The sequence below is a fragment of the Lysobacter concretionis Ko07 = DSM 16239 genome, from assembly GCF_000768345.1.
Taxonomy (GTDB): Bacteria; Pseudomonadota; Gammaproteobacteria; order Xanthomonadales; family Xanthomonadaceae; genus Novilysobacter; species Novilysobacter concretionis.
Genome location: NZ_AVPS01000003.1, coordinates 362451 through 380079 on the forward strand (window position 1 = coordinate 362451; position 17629 = coordinate 380079).

The 17629-nt window shown below is 67.8% G+C and carries 21 protein-coding genes; 5 read left to right on the forward strand and 16 right to left on the reverse strand.

The window, feature by feature from the left end:
- Positions 1-48: 48 nt before the first annotated feature.
- On the reverse strand, positions 49-681 hold the full coding sequence (gene rlmE / locus N792_RS04120; RefSeq protein ID WP_036192758.1) for a 23S rRNA (uridine(2552)-2'-O)-methyltransferase RlmE: 633 nt from the start codon (positions 679-681) through the stop codon (positions 49-51).
- Between the two features lie 78 nt (positions 682-759).
- Between rlmE and yhbY the strand changes: the two genes are divergently transcribed.
- Positions 760-1065 carry a ribosome assembly RNA-binding protein YhbY gene (gene yhbY, locus N792_RS04125; RefSeq protein ID WP_036192759.1) on the forward strand — a complete coding sequence of 102 codons (306 nt, stop codon included), beginning with the start codon at positions 760-762 and terminating at the stop codon, positions 1063-1065.
- A 54-nt stretch (positions 1066-1119) separates the two neighbouring features.
- The gene (locus N792_RS04130; protein ID WP_036192760.1) at positions 1120-1494 is read left to right on the forward strand and encodes an Mth938-like domain-containing protein; all 375 of its coding nucleotides are present in this window, start codon (positions 1120-1122) and stop codon (positions 1492-1494) included.
- Between the two features lie 442 nt (positions 1495-1936).
- On the opposite strand, the gene N792_RS04135 is transcribed toward N792_RS04130, so the two are convergent.
- From N792_RS04135 to surE, 4 genes are read right to left on the reverse strand one after another with little or no spacing between them, the layout of a single operon-like run.
- A complete protein-coding gene (locus tag N792_RS04135) occupies positions 1937-2680 on the reverse strand; it encodes a peptidoglycan DD-metalloendopeptidase family protein (protein ID WP_036193008.1) in 744 nt (247 codons plus the stop codon).
- Between the two features lie 59 nt (positions 2681-2739).
- Positions 2740-3414, reverse strand: a complete 675-nt coding sequence (locus tag N792_RS04140) for an exopolysaccharide biosynthesis protein (RefSeq protein ID WP_052103421.1) — start codon at positions 3412-3414, stop codon at positions 2740-2742.
- A 34-nt stretch (positions 3415-3448) separates the two neighbouring features.
- Positions 3449-4126: a protein-L-isoaspartate(D-aspartate) O-methyltransferase gene (locus N792_RS04145; RefSeq protein ID WP_036192761.1), complete on the reverse strand. Its 678-nt coding sequence runs from the start codon at positions 4124-4126 to the stop codon at positions 3449-3451.
- Positions 4123-4917 carry a 5'/3'-nucleotidase SurE gene (gene surE, locus N792_RS04150; RefSeq protein ID WP_036192762.1) on the reverse strand — a complete coding sequence of 265 codons (795 nt, stop codon included), beginning with the start codon at positions 4915-4917 and terminating at the stop codon, positions 4123-4125. The genes N792_RS04145 and surE overlap by 4 nt, the downstream gene beginning before the upstream one ends.
- Here surE and N792_RS04155 point away from each other — a divergent pair.
- Both N792_RS04155 and N792_RS04160 read left to right on the forward strand, forming a co-directional pair.
- Complete coding sequence (locus N792_RS04155) at positions 4916-5116, forward strand: hypothetical protein (protein WP_036192764.1); 201 nt, start codon at positions 4916-4918, stop codon at positions 5114-5116. The two genes, surE and N792_RS04155, sit on opposite strands and share 2 nt — an antisense overlap.
- Positions 5117-5161: 45 nt before the next feature.
- Entirely contained in the window at positions 5162-5716 is a 555-nt protein-coding gene (locus tag N792_RS04160) for a Smr/MutS family protein (RefSeq protein ID WP_036192765.1), read from the forward strand.
- 35 nt (positions 5717-5751) lie between these two features.
- Here N792_RS04160 and N792_RS04165 read toward each other — a convergent pair whose 3' ends face one another.
- The 10 genes from N792_RS04165 to N792_RS04210 form a co-directional block, all read right to left on the reverse strand.
- Positions 5752-6012: an SGNH/GDSL hydrolase family protein gene (locus tag N792_RS04165; protein ID WP_036192766.1), complete on the reverse strand. Its 261-nt coding sequence runs from the start codon at positions 6010-6012 to the stop codon at positions 5752-5754.
- 141 nt (positions 6013-6153) lie between these two features.
- Entirely contained in the window at positions 6154-7224 is a 1071-nt protein-coding gene (truD, locus tag N792_RS04170) for a tRNA pseudouridine(13) synthase TruD (protein WP_036192767.1), read from the reverse strand.
- Positions 7221-7700: a 2-C-methyl-D-erythritol 2,4-cyclodiphosphate synthase gene (gene ispF / locus N792_RS04175; protein WP_036192768.1), complete on the reverse strand. Its 480-nt coding sequence runs from the start codon at positions 7698-7700 to the stop codon at positions 7221-7223. Before ispF ends, truD begins: the two co-directional genes overlap by 4 nt.
- A gap of 363 nt (positions 7701-8063) precedes the next feature.
- Positions 8064-8786, reverse strand: a complete 723-nt coding sequence (ispD, locus tag N792_RS04180; protein WP_036192769.1) for a 2-C-methyl-D-erythritol 4-phosphate cytidylyltransferase — start codon at positions 8784-8786, stop codon at positions 8064-8066.
- Positions 8787-9090: 304 nt separating this feature from the next.
- Positions 9091-9411, reverse strand: coding sequence for a cell division protein FtsB (gene ftsB, locus N792_RS04185; RefSeq protein ID WP_036192770.1), 321 nt, complete (start codon positions 9409-9411; stop codon positions 9091-9093).
- Positions 9412-9420: 9 nt separating this feature from the next.
- Complete coding sequence (gene eno / locus N792_RS04190; protein ID WP_036192772.1) at positions 9421-10707, reverse strand: phosphopyruvate hydratase; 1287 nt, start codon at positions 10705-10707, stop codon at positions 9421-9423.
- A gap of 18 nt (positions 10708-10725) precedes the next feature.
- Positions 10726-11559: a 3-deoxy-8-phosphooctulonate synthase gene (gene kdsA / locus N792_RS04195; protein ID WP_036192773.1), complete on the reverse strand. Its 834-nt coding sequence runs from the start codon at positions 11557-11559 to the stop codon at positions 10726-10728.
- 172 nt (positions 11560-11731) lie between these two features.
- Entirely contained in the window at positions 11732-13405 is a 1674-nt protein-coding gene (gene pyrG, locus N792_RS04200; RefSeq protein WP_036192775.1) for a CTP synthase, read from the reverse strand.
- 266 nt (positions 13406-13671) lie between these two features.
- A complete protein-coding gene (locus N792_RS13390) occupies positions 13672-13950 on the reverse strand; it encodes a hypothetical protein (protein ID WP_052103423.1) in 279 nt (92 codons plus the stop codon).
- 149 nt (positions 13951-14099) lie between these two features.
- Positions 14100-14516 carry a globin gene (locus N792_RS04210; protein WP_036193012.1) on the reverse strand — a complete coding sequence of 139 codons (417 nt, stop codon included), beginning with the start codon at positions 14514-14516 and terminating at the stop codon, positions 14100-14102.
- 182 nt (positions 14517-14698) lie between these two features.
- Between N792_RS04210 and parE the strand changes: the two genes are divergently transcribed.
- Entirely contained in the window at positions 14699-16618 is a 1920-nt protein-coding gene (parE, locus tag N792_RS04215; protein WP_036192779.1) for a DNA topoisomerase IV subunit B, read from the forward strand.
- A gap of 199 nt (positions 16619-16817) precedes the next feature.
- On the opposite strand, the gene hutG is transcribed toward parE, so the two are convergent.
- Positions 16818-17600: an N-formylglutamate deformylase gene (hutG, locus tag N792_RS04220; RefSeq protein ID WP_036192780.1), complete on the reverse strand. Its 783-nt coding sequence runs from the start codon at positions 17598-17600 to the stop codon at positions 16818-16820.
- Positions 17601-17629 lie beyond the last annotated feature (29 nt).

Sequence of the window (17629 nt, forward strand, 5' to 3'; positions counted from 1 at the left end):
GGAACACCGGGCGTCGAATAGCGGGGAACACTCTGTCGCAGCAGCACATCATTTCATTTCCGCGCGTTTGCCCTGTGCGAGGGCGTAGACCTCCGGAGAGCGTTTGCGCGACGCCTCCGGTTTGCGGATCGCGACCTTGGCATAACGCCGCCGCAATTCGCGCACGTAATCATCGAAACCCACGCCCTGGAACAGCTTGATCAGGAACGTGCCGTCGACGCGGAGATGGTGGTCGGCAAAGTCCATCGCCAGTTCCGCCAGGTACAGCGCACGCGGCATGTCGACCGCGTCCACCCCACTCTTATTGGGGGCCATATCCGATAGCACAAGGTCGACCGGCTTGCCGTCGAGGGTACGCACGAGCTCGGATAAGACCGCATCCTCCCTGAAATCCCCATGAAGGAACTCCACTCCGGCCAGCGACGGCATCTCCAGGATGTCCAGCGCGATGACCCGGCCGCTGTCGCCCAGCGCCTGCCGCACCCACTGCGACCAGCCACCCGGCGCGGCGCCCAGGTCCACCACCACCATGCCCGGTTTGAGCAGGCGGTCGCGCTGGACCAGCTCCTCCAGCTTGTAGGCGGCACGCGAGCGCAGGCCCTCCGCACGCGCCTTCTTCACGAAGGGGTCGGAGTGGTGTTCCTTGAGCCAGCGCTGGCTGCTCTTGCTGCGGGTGGCCATTGACGGGGCGGAAACCGCGGGACGAAGGGGCCGCCATGATACCCTGCGTGCCCTCCCCAACCTCATTCGTGTGCATTGATGGCTACTGTCCTGACCAGCGCTCAGACCCGATTCCTGCGCGGCCAGGCGCACGACCTCAAGGCCATGCTCCAGGTCGGCGGCAAGGGCATCACCGACGCCCTGGTGGCCGAGGTCGAACAGGCGCTGGAAATCCACGAACTGATCAAGATCAAGGTCGGCGCGGGTGACCGCGAAACCCGCGATGCGATGATCGACCAGCTCGCCACCCGCACCCAGGCCGCCCTGGTACAACGCATCGGCCATACCGCCGTGCTGTACCGGCCCAGCCAGGACAAGCGCCAGATCGTGTTGCCGCGCAACTGAGACCGGCCCCCGCCGGCGCTTGGTCACCGTCACCCCGGTTGCTAGCATGCCCCGATGGAACTGACCCTCGAACGTCCCGATTACGAGTTCTTCCTGCGCGGTGCCGACGGCACGATGGCGCTGGTCAACGAGCGCCGGCTGAGCCGCAGTTTCGTGATCACCCCGAACCACCTGGGCGATGACTGGGGCGTGACCGACGTGGCGCTGTTGCAGGCCGCGGACCTCGAACCCCTGATGGCCCTGGAGCCGGAAGTCATCCTGCTCGGCAGCGGTGGTACGCAGATATTTCCTCCCGCTGCGGCGATGGCCGCCTGCCTGCGCCGCGGCGTGGGCATCGAGGTCATGACCAACGCCGCCGCCGCCCGCACCTTCAATGTGCTGGCCGGCGAAAACCGCCGCGTCGTCGCGGGGTTCGTGTTTCCCGGCTGAGCACCAGCAGGCCGCGCGCCCGGTAGGAGTGGCGGAGGCACGCCTTCGCCGGCGAGTCGCGACCTGACCATCACATCCAGCATTCGCCGGTCGCGGCTGAAGCCGCTCCTACAACAATCCGATCGTCGCAGCCCAGGCTCCTGCAGGTGCGGCTTCAGCCGCGACCTGTACGTCACATCCGGGCGGTGGGCGATCACGGCTATCGTGACGGCCCGACGCAGTCGAACGACCTGCGAGGTCGCGACTCACGTCGCTCCTACAACAATCCGATCGTCGCGGCCCAGGCTCCTGCAGGGCGGCTTCAGCCGCGACCTGTACGTCACGTCCGGGCCGGTGGGCGATCACGGCTATCGTGACGGCCCGACGTCGAACGGCCTGCGAGGTCGCGACTCACGTCGCTCCTACTACCGAATGAAGTCCAGTCGGACGACAGGAGGAAGTCCTACTTCCGTGGCAGGTATTGCAGTGGATCCACCGGCTTGCCGTTGTAGCGGATCTCGAAATGCAGCATGTCGCGCGCCGCGCCGGTACGGCCCAGTTCGGCGATCTGCTGGCCGGCTTTCACCACCGCGCCCTCATTGACCATCCGGTTGCGGTTGTGGCCGTAAGCGGACAGCCACTGCTCGTTGTGCTTGATGATGACCAGCTCGCCATAACCAACCAGCCCGGAGCCGGAATACACCACGACCCCATCGCCCGCGGCGCGCACCGGAGCACCGGCGGTACCGGCGATGTCGATACCCTGCTTGGTCGGTTCACCGGCCACGAAGCGGCTCAGCAACGCGCCGTCCACCGGCCAGCGCCATGCCACGCCGCTGCTCAACGGCGCAGCGCTCGGCGCAGTCGCCGCCGGAGAAGTCGTCGGCTTGCTCGTGCTGGCTGCCTTGGACGGAGCAGTCGCCACCGGCCGGGTCGCGGCGGCACCGGACTTCGGATACAGCACCAGGCGCTGCCCGGGATAGATCGTGTAAGGCGCGGCAATCCCGTTCCACGCGGCCAGGTCGCGCATCGCGATGCCGTTTTCCGTCGCGATCCGGTACAGCGTGTCGCCGCGCTGGACCACTGCGGTAGCACCGTATTTCGGCGTCGATACCGGCCCGCTTTCACGGGTTACCGTGCTCGAACATGCCGCCACGGCAAGCATCACGGCGATGGAGAGAAGGATGCGGGAGATGTTTTTGCTCATGCGTCGTGCTTTGCCTTCCAGGTCGACCAGGAGTCGCGGCGTCGGGATCGGCAGACCGGTCAACCGACGAACCGCTGGAACAGTTCGTGCGCGGCGAAACCGCCACCGCCGATGAGGATACCGAAGTAGATGATCGTGGCGATGTTGGCCAGATGGCCCAGCACCACCGCGCCGCCGTCGCGCTGCAGCAGGCCCAGCGCATAGAACAGCAGCGCCAGGCCCGGCAGGGTGTTGCTGAACGGTATGAACCCGAACGGCATCATCAGCAGCAACGCGGCGAGGATGAACGCGAGGTTGTTGAACAGGTCGGGAAAACGCCCTTCGGCAAAACCGCGCAGGCGATGCGGGCGGCTGATCCTTTCCAGACGCCGCACCCACACCAGACCACGGGTCAGACCGGGCCGCAGCCTGGCGGCGGGCAGCGCCCGGTCGCGGAGCTTGCCCGGCAGCCACAACGGCCGGCCGATCAGGCGGCTGATGCCGATCAGCAGGATCACCGCGCCGAACACCGTGCTGACCCCGGGGATCGACACCGGGATCAGGAACACCAGCGTGAGCAGCGTCGTCAGCAGCAACAGCCCCTCGTCACCGAACACGTCGAGCAGTTCGCCCAGGCTGAGCTTGTCCGGCGGAAGATGCCCGATGATCGCGGCCAGTTGTTCGCCCAGCGGTGCGTCCGTGTCGAGCGGCGGGCGCGACGTACCGATGTCCGGGGTGTCGTTCGATCCACTCATCGGGTCCGGGTCCCGCGAGAGTTCATCGGCCGGTTCAATCGATCATCCCCGACAGCAACGGAACGAACACCACCGGCCCGAGCGTCTGCTGGGTGATCCGGCCATCGGCGTCCTTGTGCAGCCGGAGCAGGGATTGCGACGAGGCCGGACCCACCGGCGCGACCAGGATGCCGCCGGGCGCCAGTTGCTCGGTCAACGCATCGACCAGCGCCGGGGCGGCGGCGGTGACCAGGATCGCATCGAACGGGCCGTTCTCGGCCCAGCCGATGCGGCCGTCGTCGTGCTTGCTGCGGATGTTCATGCCGAGCTGGCGGAACCGCTTGCGCGCGGTGCGCAGCAACTCGCCGATGCGCTCGACGGTATGCACTTCCAGCCCCAGCGCCGCGAGGATGGCGGCCTGATAGCCCGACCCGGTGCCGATCTCCAGCACGCGGGTCGGCTCGACCTGCATCAGCGCCTCGGTCATCTTCGCCACCACCCACGGCTGGGAGATGGTCTGGCCGTGGCCGATCGGCAGCGCGGTGTCCTCGTAGGCGCGGGTCGCCAGCGCCTCATCGACGAACAGGTGGCGCGGCACGGTACGGATCGCATTGAGCACGCGCTCATCGCTGATGCCGTTGCCGCGCAGACGCTCGACCAGCCGGTCGCGCACGCGCTGGGAAGTCATGCCCGAACCCAGTGCCTCGGGCTGCAGGCGCATCCGCAGGCTCATCGCGTCCTCCCCGGCATGGCGGGTACCAGCGACGCGCCCAGGCCGTCCACCCAGTTCGCCACCTGTTCCAGCGCCTGGTAACGGGTGAGGTCGACCTTGATCGGCGTGATCGAGATGTGGCCGGTACGCACCGAATGGAAATCCGTGCCCGGGCCGGCATCCTGCTCCGGACCCGCCGCACCGATCCACCACCACTGGCGTCCACGCGGGTCCTGCTGGGGAATGCAGGCTTCGGCGCGATGGCGATTGCCGAGCCGACAGACCTGGAAGCCCTCGATCTGCTCCCACGGCCGGTCGGGCACGTTGACGTTGAGGATCGTGTCGGCCGGAAGCGGATCGGTGACCAGCCGCGCGATGATCTCGACCGCCGCGCGCGCCGCGGTTTCGTAATGCCGGCCGACATGGTCGGCGGTGACCAGCGACACCGCGACCGCCGGCAGGCCGAGGAAACGCCCCTCCATCGCCGCCGCCACCGTGCCCGAATAGATCACGTCGTCGCCGAGGTTGGCGGCGTTGTTGATGCCCGACACCACCATGTCCGGTTCCTTGTCGAGCATCCCGGTGATCGCCACGTGCACGCAGTCGGTCGGGGTGCCGAACACCTGCCATGTCGCATCATCCCGCTGGACCACGCGCAGCGGCATGTCCAGGGTCAGCGAATTGCTGGCCCCGGAGCGGTCACGGTCGGGGGCGATCACCAGCACCTCATGGCCGGCGGCACGCAGGCCCTCGGCGAGGATCCGGATACCGGGGGCGTCGACGCCGTCGTCGTTGCTGACCAGGACTCGCATGAACTCCCTTGGCGAGCGCCGCACGGGCGCCTTGAAGATGGTGGGCAGGCCGACGGAAGCGGCCGATGACGGTGAAGGACGAGTGGCGACCATGCAGGCCGTCCGGATCCTTCGACAGACGGCCATGATAGCCGAAGGCAACGTTGCGCTCAGCCAGACAACCGGCCTCGGCGGCGCTGGCACGTCACGCTTGCGCTGACGCTTTGGCGGGTTAGGCTCTGGCGATGGAATCCCGGAGGCATCGATGAAAGAACCGCACGACGACGATGCCGCGCTATTCCGCAGTGCGATCGGGCCGGTGCGCAAACTGCCCGAACGCGCCGCGCCACCGGCCGCGCCGAAACCGAAACCGCGCGCCCGCATGGCCGAACGCGACGAAGCGAACGCGCGGGAGGAGTTTCGCCATCCATTGGCGGCCCAGTTGCTGGAGGCCGAAGATCCCCTCGCCTACCGCGGCCCGGATGTCACCAGCGCGGCATGGCAACGCCTGCGCCACGGCGAGATCTCCGCCCAGGAGGAACTGGACCTGCACGGCGCAGACGCCCGCACCGCCGAAGCCCTGCTGCGCGCCTTCCTCGGCGATGCCGTTCGCCATGGCCTGGGCTGCGTGCGGATCATCCATGGCAAGGGCGGACGCGGCCGGAACGAGATCGGCAGCAGCGGCGCGCCGATCCTGAAAAACCTGGTCGACCGGATGCTGCGCCAGCGCGCGAGCGTGGTCGCCTTCCACTCGCCACCTCCTGCGCAGGGCGGTGCAGGAGCGGTGCTGGTGCTGTTGAAGCCACCCGGACGGCGCTGATCCGGCGTCCATGAACCAGGAGCCGGCATCGGCTGCTATTCGCGCACCTGCCCTTCCATCGGCTGCTTTTCCGGGAATACCGGCGGGTTGACCCACACCACTTCGATGCCGCGACGCTGGGCGATCCGTTCGACCTTCGAGATATAGAGCTGGCTGATATCGGGCTGGCCGGTCACCGCCGATCCCGACAACCCCGGTTGCATCGCGGCGGTGTCGGACTGCCGGTCCATGCTCGCGCAGGCACCCAGCCCGATGAGCGACAACGACACCAATGCGGCCAGTAATGACAGCTTCATGGCGGATGCCTCCTCACGATCATGCGGACCGCGACGGCGATCCGCGCCCGGCTGATACCGGGTCACTCCCTGTATACCCCTGCCCCGCAGCGCCGTCAGCCGCTTCGGGCAACTTCCGACGAACGGCCGGCCGCTCGGCGATCAGGCCCGCACAGACGGGGGTGTCGACTCGCGGATGGCGCCCAGCTCGGCCAGCACGACGGTCGCGTAGGTGCCCGGCGGCAGCGAGAACCCGAGCTCCAGCGTCGCCGAATCCGGCCAGCGCCACGCGAGGTTGCCGGGGTGCAGGCGCAGCGCGCGGCGCTCCTGCTTCAGGCCCGCATGCTCCAGCCCCTGGCGCAATTGCGCCGACACCTCGTCGGCGACCGCGGCCCGCTCCAGCGCCGCCGACTCACCGGCGCTGCGCAGTTCGCCGGATCCCCACAGCGGTCCGCTGGGATGGATGTCGAACGCTGCCAGACGCTGCGCCAGGATGTCGTTGAACGGCTCCGGGCCGAACACGCTGCGGCTGCCGTCGAGCATCCAGACCTCGCCCTCCAGTGGCGTGTCCCAGCAGCCGCCGGCGACCCGCGCCGCCAGCACCTGGTTGAACAACGCCGAACGCGCCGCCGACAGCAGCATCCCGCGCTCTTCGCGCCGCACCCGGCGCCCGGCGAACATCGCCAATGCCTGGCCGATGTTGTCGCCGCCGTGGCCGAAACGCTGCTCTCCGAAATAATTGGGCACGCCCCGCGCGGCGATGTCGGCCAGTCGCGATTCGATCGCGTCCCGCTCGCCCTCGACGTCGCGCAACACCAGTACGAAACGGTTGCCGGCCAGCGCCCCGCGCGGCAGTTTCCGGCCGTGCCAGTGATGCTCCAGAACCTTCAGGTCCTCATCACCCAGGGTGGCCAGATCCGGCGCGATCTTTTTCGGCAGGTGCACGCTGAACCGCTGCCGGGTCACCGCGTGGCGGTCCTTCAGGCCGGCATAGCCGATGGCCATGTCGCCGACACCGGCCCATTGCGCGATGCGCCTGGCCGCGAAAGCGGTGTTCATGCCGCGCTTCTCGACCGTCAGCAGCAGGTGTTCGCCGCTGCCGCCGGGCTCGAAACCGGGCAGTTCCTCGACGAAAAAATCCTCGGGCGACGTGCGGATGCGCGCACTCAGGACGGGCGGCCCGAGCGCGCAGGGCGACGCTGTCGTGGCCGGACCGGCCGCACGCTCGCTCATGCGCGGACCAGCAGGCAGGCCGCCATCGCCGCGATGCCCTCGCCACGTCCGGTGAAGCCGAGGGTTTCGCTGGTGGTCGCCTTGACGCTGATGGCATCCACCTCGCACCCCAGATCACTCGCGAGCAACTCACGCATCGCCTGCGCGTGCGGGCCGACCTTGGGGCGCTCGCAGATCACGGTGATATCGGCATTGCCCAGTTGCCAGCCGCGCTCGCCGATCAGCGCATTGCAGTGGCGCAGGAAGGCGCGGCTGTCGGCGTCTTTCCACTGTGGATCGCTGGGCGGAAAATGCCGGCCGATGTCGCCCAGCGCGAGCGCGCCCAGCATCGCATCGCACAGTGCGTGGATCACCACGTCGCCGTCGGAATGGGCCAGCATGCCGCGCTCGTGCGGTATGCGCACGCCGCCCATGACCACGTGGTCGCCCTCGCCGAATGCGTGGACGTCATAGCCCTGGCCGATACGGATGTTCATGCTGCGCGAACCTGTTTTTGTGACATGTGTGGGAGGGCATTGTCGCTCAGGCGCAGTGGCGCGGGCGCTGCATCAGGTTGTGCGGTACCGGCACGGATGCGGCCCGAAGGCGAACGCGTTCTGGCGCAACAGCAACAACAGAAGCGGCGGACCAGGCATGGAGGCGGCCGGCGGGTACCGTTTCCAGTCGCTCCCCGATACTCGCTTGGTGGAAACGGCACCCGCCGGCCGCTATGAGGGTTGGTCGGTGGTTGCTTCTTCGGGCTGACTCGTAGGAGCGACGTAAGTCGCGACTTCCGACACAGGTCCTGGCTCAACTCCGGCGCAACCAGCAGCTGAATCACCCTCAGAAAACCGGTTGGATCAACGCTTGCCGCGCGCCTGCCCGCGGCGCGACAGCAGGAACTCGGCAAGGGCGAGGTCGGCGGGGGTGGTGACCTTGAGGTTGTCCTCGCGGCCTTCGACCAGTCGCGGACGCGCGCCGGTACGCTCCATCGCCATCGCCTCGTCCGTCACCGCCACGTCATCGGCGCGCGCGCGCAGGAGGGCTGCCGTCAGGTCCCCGCGCCGGAATGCCTGCGGGGTCAACGCACGCCAGAGATGGTCGCGCGGCTGGGTGGCGAGGATCCGCACATCGGCACCGGCATCGGCACCGGCATCGGCCCGCTTGAGGGTGTCGCGCACGGGGGCGGCGAGGATCGCGCCGTCCGCATCCGCACTGGCCGCATCGATCAGTCGCTGCAGATCCAGCGCGTGCAGGTTCGGACGCGCGGCGTCGTGGACGAGGATCAGCGCATCGTCGCCCACATCCGCCGGCAGCGCCTGCAGTGCGGCCAGTACCGAGTCGGCGCGCTCACCGCCCCCGACGCAGGACAACACCGGCCTGCCATGTAACGAGGTCCAACCCGGCCAGCGGTCGTCATCCGCCGCCAGCGCGACCATCGCGCCATCGACGCGCGGGTCGGCGAACAGGGCGTCCAGCGCGTGGCCGAGCAGCGGCCGGCCGGCGATTTCCATGTACTGCTTGGGCAGCGGGCCGCCGAAACGGGTTCCGCGGCCGGCGGCGGGAATCACTGCCCAGATCATCCGGACAGACTCCGTCGAAGCGTGTCCCGCAGACGCCGCGGGTTGCACCGCGCGGTGCTGGGCGTCGACGCGTTCGTTATCGAAGCAAGCGCCATCGCAGCACACCGCGCGACGCACGCCTTGGTCCAGTCACGCTTCGCCGTATCGGGCTTCACCACGTCTCGCCTCCGCCGGGCCAGGCCCGGTGTTTCATCCTCGCGCAGGAATGCCCCGTCGCCACCTCGCGCGTTGATCCGTATCGAATCTGGATTCGCCGGCCGGCGTGACGCGGGCAATGCCGGAACATCCGGTCGGGGCCGCAGGATCAATCGTCCGACGCCGCCGGTGGGGAAACCTTCATCGCTTCGGGTTCGACCACGCGGTAGAACGTCTCGCCCGGTTTGATCATGCCCAGTTCGCTGCGCGCCCGTTCCTCGACCGCGGCCTCGCCGGACTTCAGGTCCTCGACTTCCGCGGCGAGCGCATCGTTGCGCTGTTGCAGGCCCGCGTTTTCACGGGCCTGCTGATCCACGCGCTGTTCCAGTGCGGCCACCGAACCGCGGCCACCCTCGCCGACCCACAGGCGGTCCTGCAGGAACGCCAGCATCACGACCAGCACCACCAGCAGTCCTGCCAACCAGCGCATGGCCCGGGGTCAGCGCTTCAGCGACACGAAGGCATCGCGGCCGGCGTAACGCGCGGCCGCGCCCAGCTGCTCCTCGATCCGCAGCAGCTGGTTGTACTTGGCCACCCGGTCGCTGCGGCACAGCGAGCCGGTCTTGATCTGGGTCGCCGTGGTCGCCACCGCGATGTCGGCGATGGTGGTGTCCTCGGTCTCGCCGGAACGGTGCGAGACGACCGCCGCGTAGCCCGCCCGGTCGGCCATCGCAATCGCCTCCAGGGTCTCGGTCAGGGTGCCGATCTGGTTGACCTTGATCAGGATCGCGTTGGCGACGTGCTGGTCGATGCCCTGCTGGAAGATGCGAGGGTTGGTCACGAACAGGTCGTCGCCGACCAGTTGCACCTTGCTGCCCAGCTTCCCGGTCAGCTGCTTCCAGCCGTCCCAGTCGCCCTCGTCCATGCCGTCCTCGATGCTGATGATCGGGTACTGCGCGCACCAGCCGGCGAGGAAGTCGACGAACTGCTCGCTGGTCAGCCGCTTGCCTTCGCCGGTGAGGTTGTACTTGCCGTTCTCGTAGAACTCGCTGGAAGCCACGTCGAGGCCGAGCAGCATGTCCTCGCCGGCGTGGTAACCGGCCTTGCCGATCGCCTCGAGGATGGTTTCCAGCGCTTCCTCGTTGCTGCGCAGGTCGGGCGCGAAACCGCCCTCGTCGCCGACGGCCGTCGACAGGCCGCGCCCCTTGAGCACCGACTTCAGCGAATGGAACACCTCGGTTCCGGCGCGCAGGCTTTCCGAGAAGCTGTCGAAGCCGACCGGCAGGATCATGAACTCCTGCAGGTCGACGTTGTTGTCGGCGTGCGCACCGCCGTTGATGATGTTCATCATCGGCACCGGCAGCACGCCCGGGCGGTCACCGGCGAGGTATTTCCACAGCGGCAGTTTCCGAGAGGCGGCCATCGCATGGGCGTTCGCCATCGACACGCCCAGCAGCGCGTTCGCACCCAGCCGGCCCTTGTTGTCGGTGCCGTCCAGGTCGATCAGGCGGCGGTCGATGCCGGCCTGGTCGGCCGCATCCATGCCGGTCAAGGCCTTCGCGATCACGGTGTTGACGTTGCCCACCGCGGTACGCACGCCCTTGCCGAGGTAGCGGGTCTTGTCGCCGTCGCGCAGCTCCACCGCCTCCTTGGAACCGGTGGACGCGCCGGACGGCACCATCGCGCGGCCGAAGCTGCCGTCGCTCAGGGTGACTTCGGCCTCAAGGGTCGGATTGCCGCGGCTGTCGAGGATTTCACGGGCGTGGACTTTGGCGATTTCGGTCATGTCGGGTCTGTGCAGGTCTCAGGGTTGGGATTCGAGGAACGCGTGGCGCTTGGTGACTTCGTCAATGGCCATCAGTGTTTCCAGCAGGGCGCGCATCTTGCCCAGTGGCCAGGCGTTGGGGCCGTCGGACAGGGCTTCTTCGGGCCGGGGATGGGTCTCCATGAAGATGCCGGAAATGCCCACCGCCATGGCCGCGCGCGACAGCACCGGCACGAACTCGCGCTGGCCGCCGCTCTTGCCGCCCGCGCCGCCGGGCAGCTGCACCGAATGGGTGGCATCGAACACCACCGGGCAGCCGGTGTCGCGCATCACCGCGAGGCTGCGCATGTCGCTGACCAGGTTGTTGTAGCCGAAACTGGCGCCGCGCTCGCAGACCATGATGTCGCGGTTGCCGGTGGCCAGCGCCTTGTCGGCGACGTGCTTCATTTCCCACGGCGACAGGAACTGGCCCTTCTTGATGTTGACCGGCTTGCCGGCGCTGGCGACCTTCTGGATGAAGTCGGTCTGCCGGCACAGGAACGCCGGGGTCTGCAGCACGTCGACCACCGAGGCGACCTCGTCCATCGGGGTGTACTCGTGGACGTCGGTCAGCACCGGCACGCCGATCTGCTGCTTGACCTCGGCCAGCACCTTCAGCCCTTCCTCGATGCCCGGGCCGCGGAAGCCCGACACCGAGGTGCGGTTGGCCTTGTCGAAACTGGACTTGAAGATGAAGGGGATGCCGAGCGCGGAGGTGATCTCCTTCAGCGTGCCGGCGGTGTCGAGCTGCAGTTGCATCGACTCGATCACGCAGGGGCCGGCGATCAGGAAGAACGGCTTGTCGAGGCCGATTTCAAAGCCACACAGGTTCATCGCATTGCTCCTGGTGTCTGCGCAGGAGCGACGTCAGTCGCGACCCACTGGCAAATCGAAAACATCGTGACAAACGCGTTTTCACACTCGTGCGGACGCAGAACCGCGCTACTCGCCGCAGGTCCGGGGGTCAGCAGGTCGCGACTGACGTCGCTCCTACAACAGCAAGACTTCATGCCTGGACCTCTTTCAGCAACCCGCCGGCCTGGCCTGCATTGGCTTTGTACTCGCGCGCGGCGCGGATGAAGCCGACAAACAGCGGGTGGCCGTCGCGCGGGGTGGACAGGAACTCCGGATGCGCCTGGCAGGCCAGGAACCACGGGTGCACGTCGCGCGGCAGCTCGATCATCTCCACCAGCAGGTCGTCCATCGACTTGGCGCTGATCACCAGGCCGGCGTCCTCCAGCTGGGTGCGGTAGCGGTTGTTGAACTCGTAACGATGGCGGTGTCGCTCGCCGACCACGTCCTTGCCGTACAGCTCGCGCGCCAGCGTACCCGGCTTCAGGCGTTGCTCCTGCAGTCCCAGGCGCATGGTGCCGCCGAGGTCGCTGTCCTCGTTGCGGCGCTCCACCTCACCCGAGGCGGTGCGCCATTCGGTGATCAGGCCGATCACCGGGTGCGGCGTGGCCTTGTCGTTCTCGGTGCTGTTGGCGCCTTCCAGCCCGGCGACGGCGCGGGCGTAGTCGACCACCGCCGCCTGCATGCCGTAGCAGATGCCGAAGTACGGGATCCCGCTCTCGCGCGCATGGCGGGCGCCGGCGACCTTGCCTTCGAAACCGCGATCGCCGAAGCCGCCCGGCACCAGGATGCCGTCGACGCCTTCCAGCGCGACGTCGGCCCCGCGCTGCTCGACATCACTGGATTCCAGCCACTTGAGGTTGATCCTGGTGCGCTGGCGCAGGCCGCCGTGCTTGAGCGCCTCGGCGACCGACTTGTAGGCGTCCTGGTGGTCGACGTATTTGCCGATGATGCCGATGGTGACCTCGTCGACCGGATGCTCGGCGGCATCGACCACCGCGTCCCACTCCGCCATGTCGGCGGGACCGGCATCCAGCTTCAGGCGCTCCACGATCAGGTCGTCCAGCCCCTGCTCCTGGAAGCGGGCCGGCATCTTGTAGATGTTGTCCAGGTCGACCGCGGAAATCACCGCGCGCTCGGAAACGCTGGTGAACAGCGCGATCTTGCGCCGTTCGGAATCCGGCAGCGGCTGCTCGGAACGGCAGATCAGGATGTCGGGCTGGATGCCGATGGAGCGCAGTTCCTTGACCGAATGCTGGGTCGGCTTGGTCTTCAGCTCGCCGGCGGCAGCGATGAAAGGCACCAGCGTCAGGTGCATGAACAGCGCCTTGTCGGGCCCGCGCTCGGTGCGGATCTGGCGGATCGCCTCCAGGAACGGCAGCGACTCGATGTCGCCCACGGTGCCGCCGATCTCGACCAGACCGACATCGAAACCGTCGGTGGCGTCGAAGATCCCGCGCTTGATCTCGTCGGTGATGTGCGGAATCACCTGCACGGTGCCGCCGAGGTAATCGCCACGGCGCTCCTTGCGGATCACGTTCTCGTAGATGCGGCCGGTGGTGATCGAGTTCTTGCGGCCCAGGCGGGTGCGGACGTAGCGCTCGTAATGGCCGAGGTCGAGGTCGGTCTCGGCGCCGTCGTCGGTGACATACACCTCGCCGTGCTGGAACGGGCTCATCGTGCCCGGATCGACGTTGATGTACGGGTCGAGCTTCATCATCGTCACGCGCAGGCCGCGCGCTTCGAGGATGGCCGCCAGCGAGGCCGCCGCAATGCCCTTGCCAAGCGAGGACACCACGCCGCCGGTGACAAAAATCAGGGGAGTCATGGTTTTACTGCCACTGGAAAGCCCTAGTTTACCGGCTGCGCGCGCCGGCCGCGACCGCTTGACGACGGGCCGCAGGCAGGCAACGGCAATGGCAGGATGCGAAAGCGCTGGCGGCGCTCACCGGGTGCGAGGCCTTCATGCCCCCGGAGCATCTCCCGTCCGGTGCGCATCCACCAATGTCCGGCGATCGCTGTCCGGCATCGAACTGCCAGATGGACGAACGCCCCGGCAGGCCGGGGCGTTCGGGGTCACGCGACAGTCGGCGCTCAGCGGCGACCGTCTTCCTCTTCCGGCTCGACCGGTTGGGCCTCATCGTCGACATTCGCATCGGCGCTGGTCTGCGGCGCGGCCGTGGCGTCGGTGGCGGATGCCGTATCGGCGCTGTCGGCAGTCGCCGCCGGAGCAGGCGTCTGTTCGGCGGCTTCGGCCTGGGCGGCCGCGGCCGCCTTGGCCTGGGCATCGGTATCGACCGACTGGGCAAAGGCCGCCGGAGCGGTCATCAATGCGGCAATCACGGTCGGCAGCAGGAGTTTGCGGATATTCATCAACGTGGATCTCCATGAACGGTTGGCTGGACAGGAACCTCGTCCAAAGTGCATATCGGCCGCTCCCCTCAGCGACGCCGCCGACCCTAACCCGCACCGCCCTGCTCGCGCCTGAACCACCGCAGGGCGTGGCGCCACCCCGCGCCCGGTCACTGCACCGTGCGGTAGCCCTGCACGAACGTGCCGATCGCCACGTCCATGGCCTCGCGCCAGCGGGTCAGCAACGCCTCATCGGCCTGCTCGTCCGTCTCGGCGATGACCGTGATCAGGCTGTCGATCCAGTACGGGTACAGGTGCGGTGCGACCGGGCAGCGACCGCCCTGGCTGTGCACCGCGGCCATCTGCTCCATGCTGCGTTTGACCACACTGCTGCCCGCCGCATGGAAGATCGCCACGCTGATGCCGCGGCGCAGGGCCAGACGTTGTTTCTGGAAATCGGTGCGCGCGAACATCGCCGCCACCTCGGTGTTGCTGGCCATGAACACTTCGTAGAAGCGCTCGATGAACCCCTTGCCGCGCAGGCAGCGGCCATAGCTTTGTTGCAGGTCGGAATACGGATCTGACACGACGCCCCTCCTGGTGAATGGGGGCGGATCATCGGCCGCTGCGGCGAAGGGTTCCTTGATCGTGCTCAATGCGCGCCCGCGCCAATGCCCACCGCTGGGGAGGGTGTTCGCCTTGACCATCGCCGGTCGCGGCCCGCATTCTGGCGCGCTCCCTGCCTCCGACTGACCGTCCTGCCCGCCTGATGAACAACCGTTACGACGCCGCCGACATCGAAGTCCTCTCCGGGCTGGACCCGGTCAAGCGCCGCCCGGGCATGTACACCGACACCACCCGCCCCAACCACCTGGCGCAGGAAGTCATCGACAACGCGGTGGACGAGGCCCTGGCCGGCCATGCGAAGACCATCGAGGTGGTGATGCATGCCGATGGCAGTTGCGAGGTCAGCGACGACGGCCGCGGCATGCCGGTCGACATCCACCCCGAGGAAGGCATCCCCGGCGTGGAGCTGATCCTGACCCGGTTGCACGCGGGCGGAAAATTCAGCAACAAGAACTATGCGTTCTCCGGCGGCCTGCACGGCGTCGGCGTGAGTGTGGTCAATGCGCTGTCGACCCGGCTGGAGGTCCACATCAAGCGCGACGGCAGCGAACACCGGATGAGCTTCGCCGATGGCGACCGCGCCTCCGCGCTGGAAGTGGTCGGCAGCGTCGGCCGCAAGAACACCGGCACCCGGCTGCAGTTCTGGCCCGACCCGAAGTACTTCGACACGCCCAGATTCAACCTGCGCTCGCTGAAGCACCTGCTGCGGGCGAAGGCGGTGCTGTGCCCCGGCCTGACCGTGAAGCTGCTCGACGTCGCCAGCGGCGAGAGCCAGCAGTGGCATTACCAGGACGGTCTGAGCGATTACCTGCTCGACGAGCTGCGCGCCGACCAGCCCCAGCGCGAGCTGCTGCCGCCGGACCTGTTCCTGGGCCGGCTCACCAAGGACACCGAAACCGTCGACTGGGCGGTGGCGTGGGCGCCGGACGGCGAGCTGGTGCAGGAAAGCTACGTCAACCTGATTCCGACAGCGCAGCACGGCACCCACGTCAACGGCCTGCGCAGCGGCTTCACCGATGCGCTCCGGGCCTTTTGCGACTTCCGCAACCTGCTGCCGCGCGGGGTCAAGCTGGCCCCGGAGGACGTCTGGGACCGGGTCGCCTTCGTGCTCAGCATCAAGCTGCTCGACCCGCAGTTCAGTGGCCAGACCAAGGAGCGGCTGAGTTCGCGCCAGGCCGCCGGCTTCGTCGAGGCCGCCGCGCAGGACGCGTTCACCCTGTGGTTGAACCAGCATTTCGAGCTCGGTGAGAAGATCGCCCAGCTGGCGATCGAGCGCGCCAGTGCGCGGCTCAAGACCGAGAAGCAGATCACCCGCAAGAAGGTCACCCAGGGCCCCGCCCTGCCCGGCAAGCTGGCCGACTGCATCAGCCAGGACCTGTCGCGCACCGAGCTGTTCCTGGTCGAGGGCGACTCCGCCGGCGGCAGCGCACGGCAGGCGCGTGACAAGGACTTCCAGGCGATCCTGCCGCTGCGCGGCAAGATCCTGAACACCTGGGAAGTCGCCTCGGGCAGCGTGCTGGCCTCGCAGGAAGTGCACGACCTGGCGGTCGCGATCGGCTGCGACCCCGGCAAGGACGACATCACCGGCCTGCGTTACGGCAAGGTCATCATCCTGGCGGACGCGGATTCCGACGGCCTGCACATCGCGACCCTGTTGTGCGCGCTGTTCCTGCAGCACTTCCCCGCGCTGGTCGCCGCCGGCCACGTGTTCGTGGCGATGCCGCCGCTGTTCCGGATCGACCTGGGCAAACAGGTGTTCTACGCACTGGACGAGGAGGAGAAGCGGATCCTGCTGGAGAAGATCGAGCGCGAAAAGGCCGAGCGCAAGAAGGGCTCCGCCGGTGCCGTCCACGTCACCCGCTTCAAGGGACTGGGCGAGATGAACCCGTCCCAGCTGCGCGAATCGACCGTCCATCCCGACACCCGCCGACTGGTGCAGCTGACCGTCGACGACGCCAAGCTGACCCACGCATTGATGGACATGCTGCTGGCGCGCAAACGCGCCGGCGACCGCAAGGCGTGGCTGGAAGACAAGGGCGACCTGGCGACGCTGGAGGTGTGAGTGTCACGGCGGGCGTGAGTGTCACGGCGCAATGCGCTTTGCTTGTTGCGCCCTACGTCGGGCCGACGGCGCGGCATTGCCCGGCGGTCGTAAGGTGCAATAGCCGCCACCGGCGGCGTATTGCACCAAGCCCGCCCCGACAACGACCCACCGCCACCTCAGAGACGTAGGGTGTATTAGCCAACGGCGTAATACACCTTCATTCCACCAGGGCAACCTCGAGCAGTCGGCGCAACAACACCTGCAGCTGCGCCGCTTTCGCCTCGTCGTACTCGCCCGAATCCTCGTCCATGTAACAACGCTGGCTGATCTCCAGCTGCACCGCATCGATGCCGTCCTGCGGCGCGCCGTAGTGGCGGGTGATATGGCCGCCCTTGAAACGGCCGTTGGCGACCCAGTCGTAACCGGTCTGTGCGGCCAGCACGGACTCGAGACGCTGCTGCAGCGCAGCCGAACAGCTGCTGCCGCCGGCCGTGCCGAGGTTCAGGTCCGGCAGGCGGCCATCGAACAGGAACGGCAGCCCGCTGCCCCGGATCGAATGGCCATCCCACAGCAGCGCGCGGCCGTGCGCGGCGCGGATGCGGTCGAGCTCCCCACGCAACGCATCGTGGTAGGGCCGCCAGTAGCGCCCGGTCCGCTCGCCGATCTCAGCCGCCGAAGGGGCCTGGCCGTCGAGGTACACCGGCTCGCCATTGAAGCGCACCGCCGGGCACAGGCCGGTGGTGTTCTGCCCGGGGTACAGGGAGGTGTCGTCGGACGGCCGGTTCAGGTCGACCACGTAACGCGAGTATTTCGGTACCAGTACCGACGCGCCCAGCTCTCGCGCAAACGCATACAGGCGCGACACGTACCAGTCGGTGTCGGGCGCACGGCGTGCCGCCGGGGTCATGCGCAAGGCCAGATCAGCCGGAATCGCGCTGCCATCGTGCGGCAGGCTGACCAGCAGCGGCCGCGTGCCGCGATGAAGTTCAAAGGTATCCATGCAGGCCAGTGTATTTGTTCTGTGTCGTG

Coding starts and splice junctions, on each gene's coding strand:
- N792_RS13390 (WP_052103423.1), bottom strand. CDS start 13,950: ATGAATATCCGCAAACTCCTGCTGCCGACCGTGATTGCCGCATTGATG.
- ispD (WP_036192769.1), bottom strand. CDS start 8,786: ATGATCTGGGCAGTGATTCCCGCCGCCGGCCGCGGAACCCGTTTCGGC.
- ispF (WP_036192768.1), bottom strand. CDS start 7,700: ATGAACATCCGTATCGGCCAGGGCTATGACGTCCACGCATTCGGCGAG.
- pyrG (WP_036192775.1), bottom strand. CDS start 13,405: ATGACTCCCCTGATTTTTGTCACCGGCGGCGTGGTGTCCTCGCTTGGC.
- N792_RS04140 (WP_052103421.1), bottom strand. CDS start 3,414: ATGAGTGGATCGAACGACACCCCGGACATCGGTACGTCGCGCCCGCCG.
- N792_RS04135 (WP_036193008.1), bottom strand. CDS start 2,680: ATGAGCAAAAACATCTCCCGCATCCTTCTCTCCATCGCCGTGATGCTT.
- ftsB (WP_036192770.1), bottom strand. CDS start 9,411: ATGCGCTGGTTGGCAGGACTGCTGGTGGTGCTGGTCGTGATGCTGGCG.
- N792_RS04165 (WP_036192766.1), bottom strand. CDS start 6,012: ATGAAGCTGTCATTACTGGCCGCATTGGTGTCGTTGTCGCTCATCGGG.
- N792_RS04145 (WP_036192761.1), bottom strand. CDS start 4,126: ATGAGCCTGCGGATGCGCCTGCAGCCCGAGGCACTGGGTTCGGGCATG.
- kdsA (WP_036192773.1), bottom strand. CDS start 11,559: ATGAACCTGTGTGGCTTTGAAATCGGCCTCGACAAGCCGTTCTTCCTG.
- truD (WP_036192767.1), bottom strand. CDS start 7,224: ATGAGCGAGCGTGCGGCCGGTCCGGCCACGACAGCGTCGCCCTGCGCG.
- N792_RS04130 (WP_036192760.1), top strand. CDS start 1,120: ATGGAACTGACCCTCGAACGTCCCGATTACGAGTTCTTCCTGCGCGGT.
- N792_RS04155 (WP_036192764.1), top strand. CDS start 4,916: ATGAACTCCCTTGGCGAGCGCCGCACGGGCGCCTTGAAGATGGTGGGC.
- N792_RS04160 (WP_036192765.1), top strand. CDS start 5,162: ATGAAAGAACCGCACGACGACGATGCCGCGCTATTCCGCAGTGCGATC.
- eno (WP_036192772.1), bottom strand. CDS start 10,707: ATGACCGAAATCGCCAAAGTCCACGCCCGTGAAATCCTCGACAGCCGC.
- yhbY (WP_036192759.1), top strand. CDS start 760: ATGGCTACTGTCCTGACCAGCGCTCAGACCCGATTCCTGCGCGGCCAG.
- rlmE (WP_036192758.1), bottom strand. CDS start 681: ATGGCCACCCGCAGCAAGAGCAGCCAGCGCTGGCTCAAGGAACACCAC.
- surE (WP_036192762.1), bottom strand. CDS start 4,917: ATGCGAGTCCTGGTCAGCAACGACGACGGCGTCGACGCCCCCGGTATC.
- parE (WP_036192779.1), top strand. CDS start 14,699: ATGAACAACCGTTACGACGCCGCCGACATCGAAGTCCTCTCCGGGCTG.
- hutG (WP_036192780.1), bottom strand. CDS start 17,600: ATGGATACCTTTGAACTTCATCGCGGCACGCGGCCGCTGCTGGTCAGC.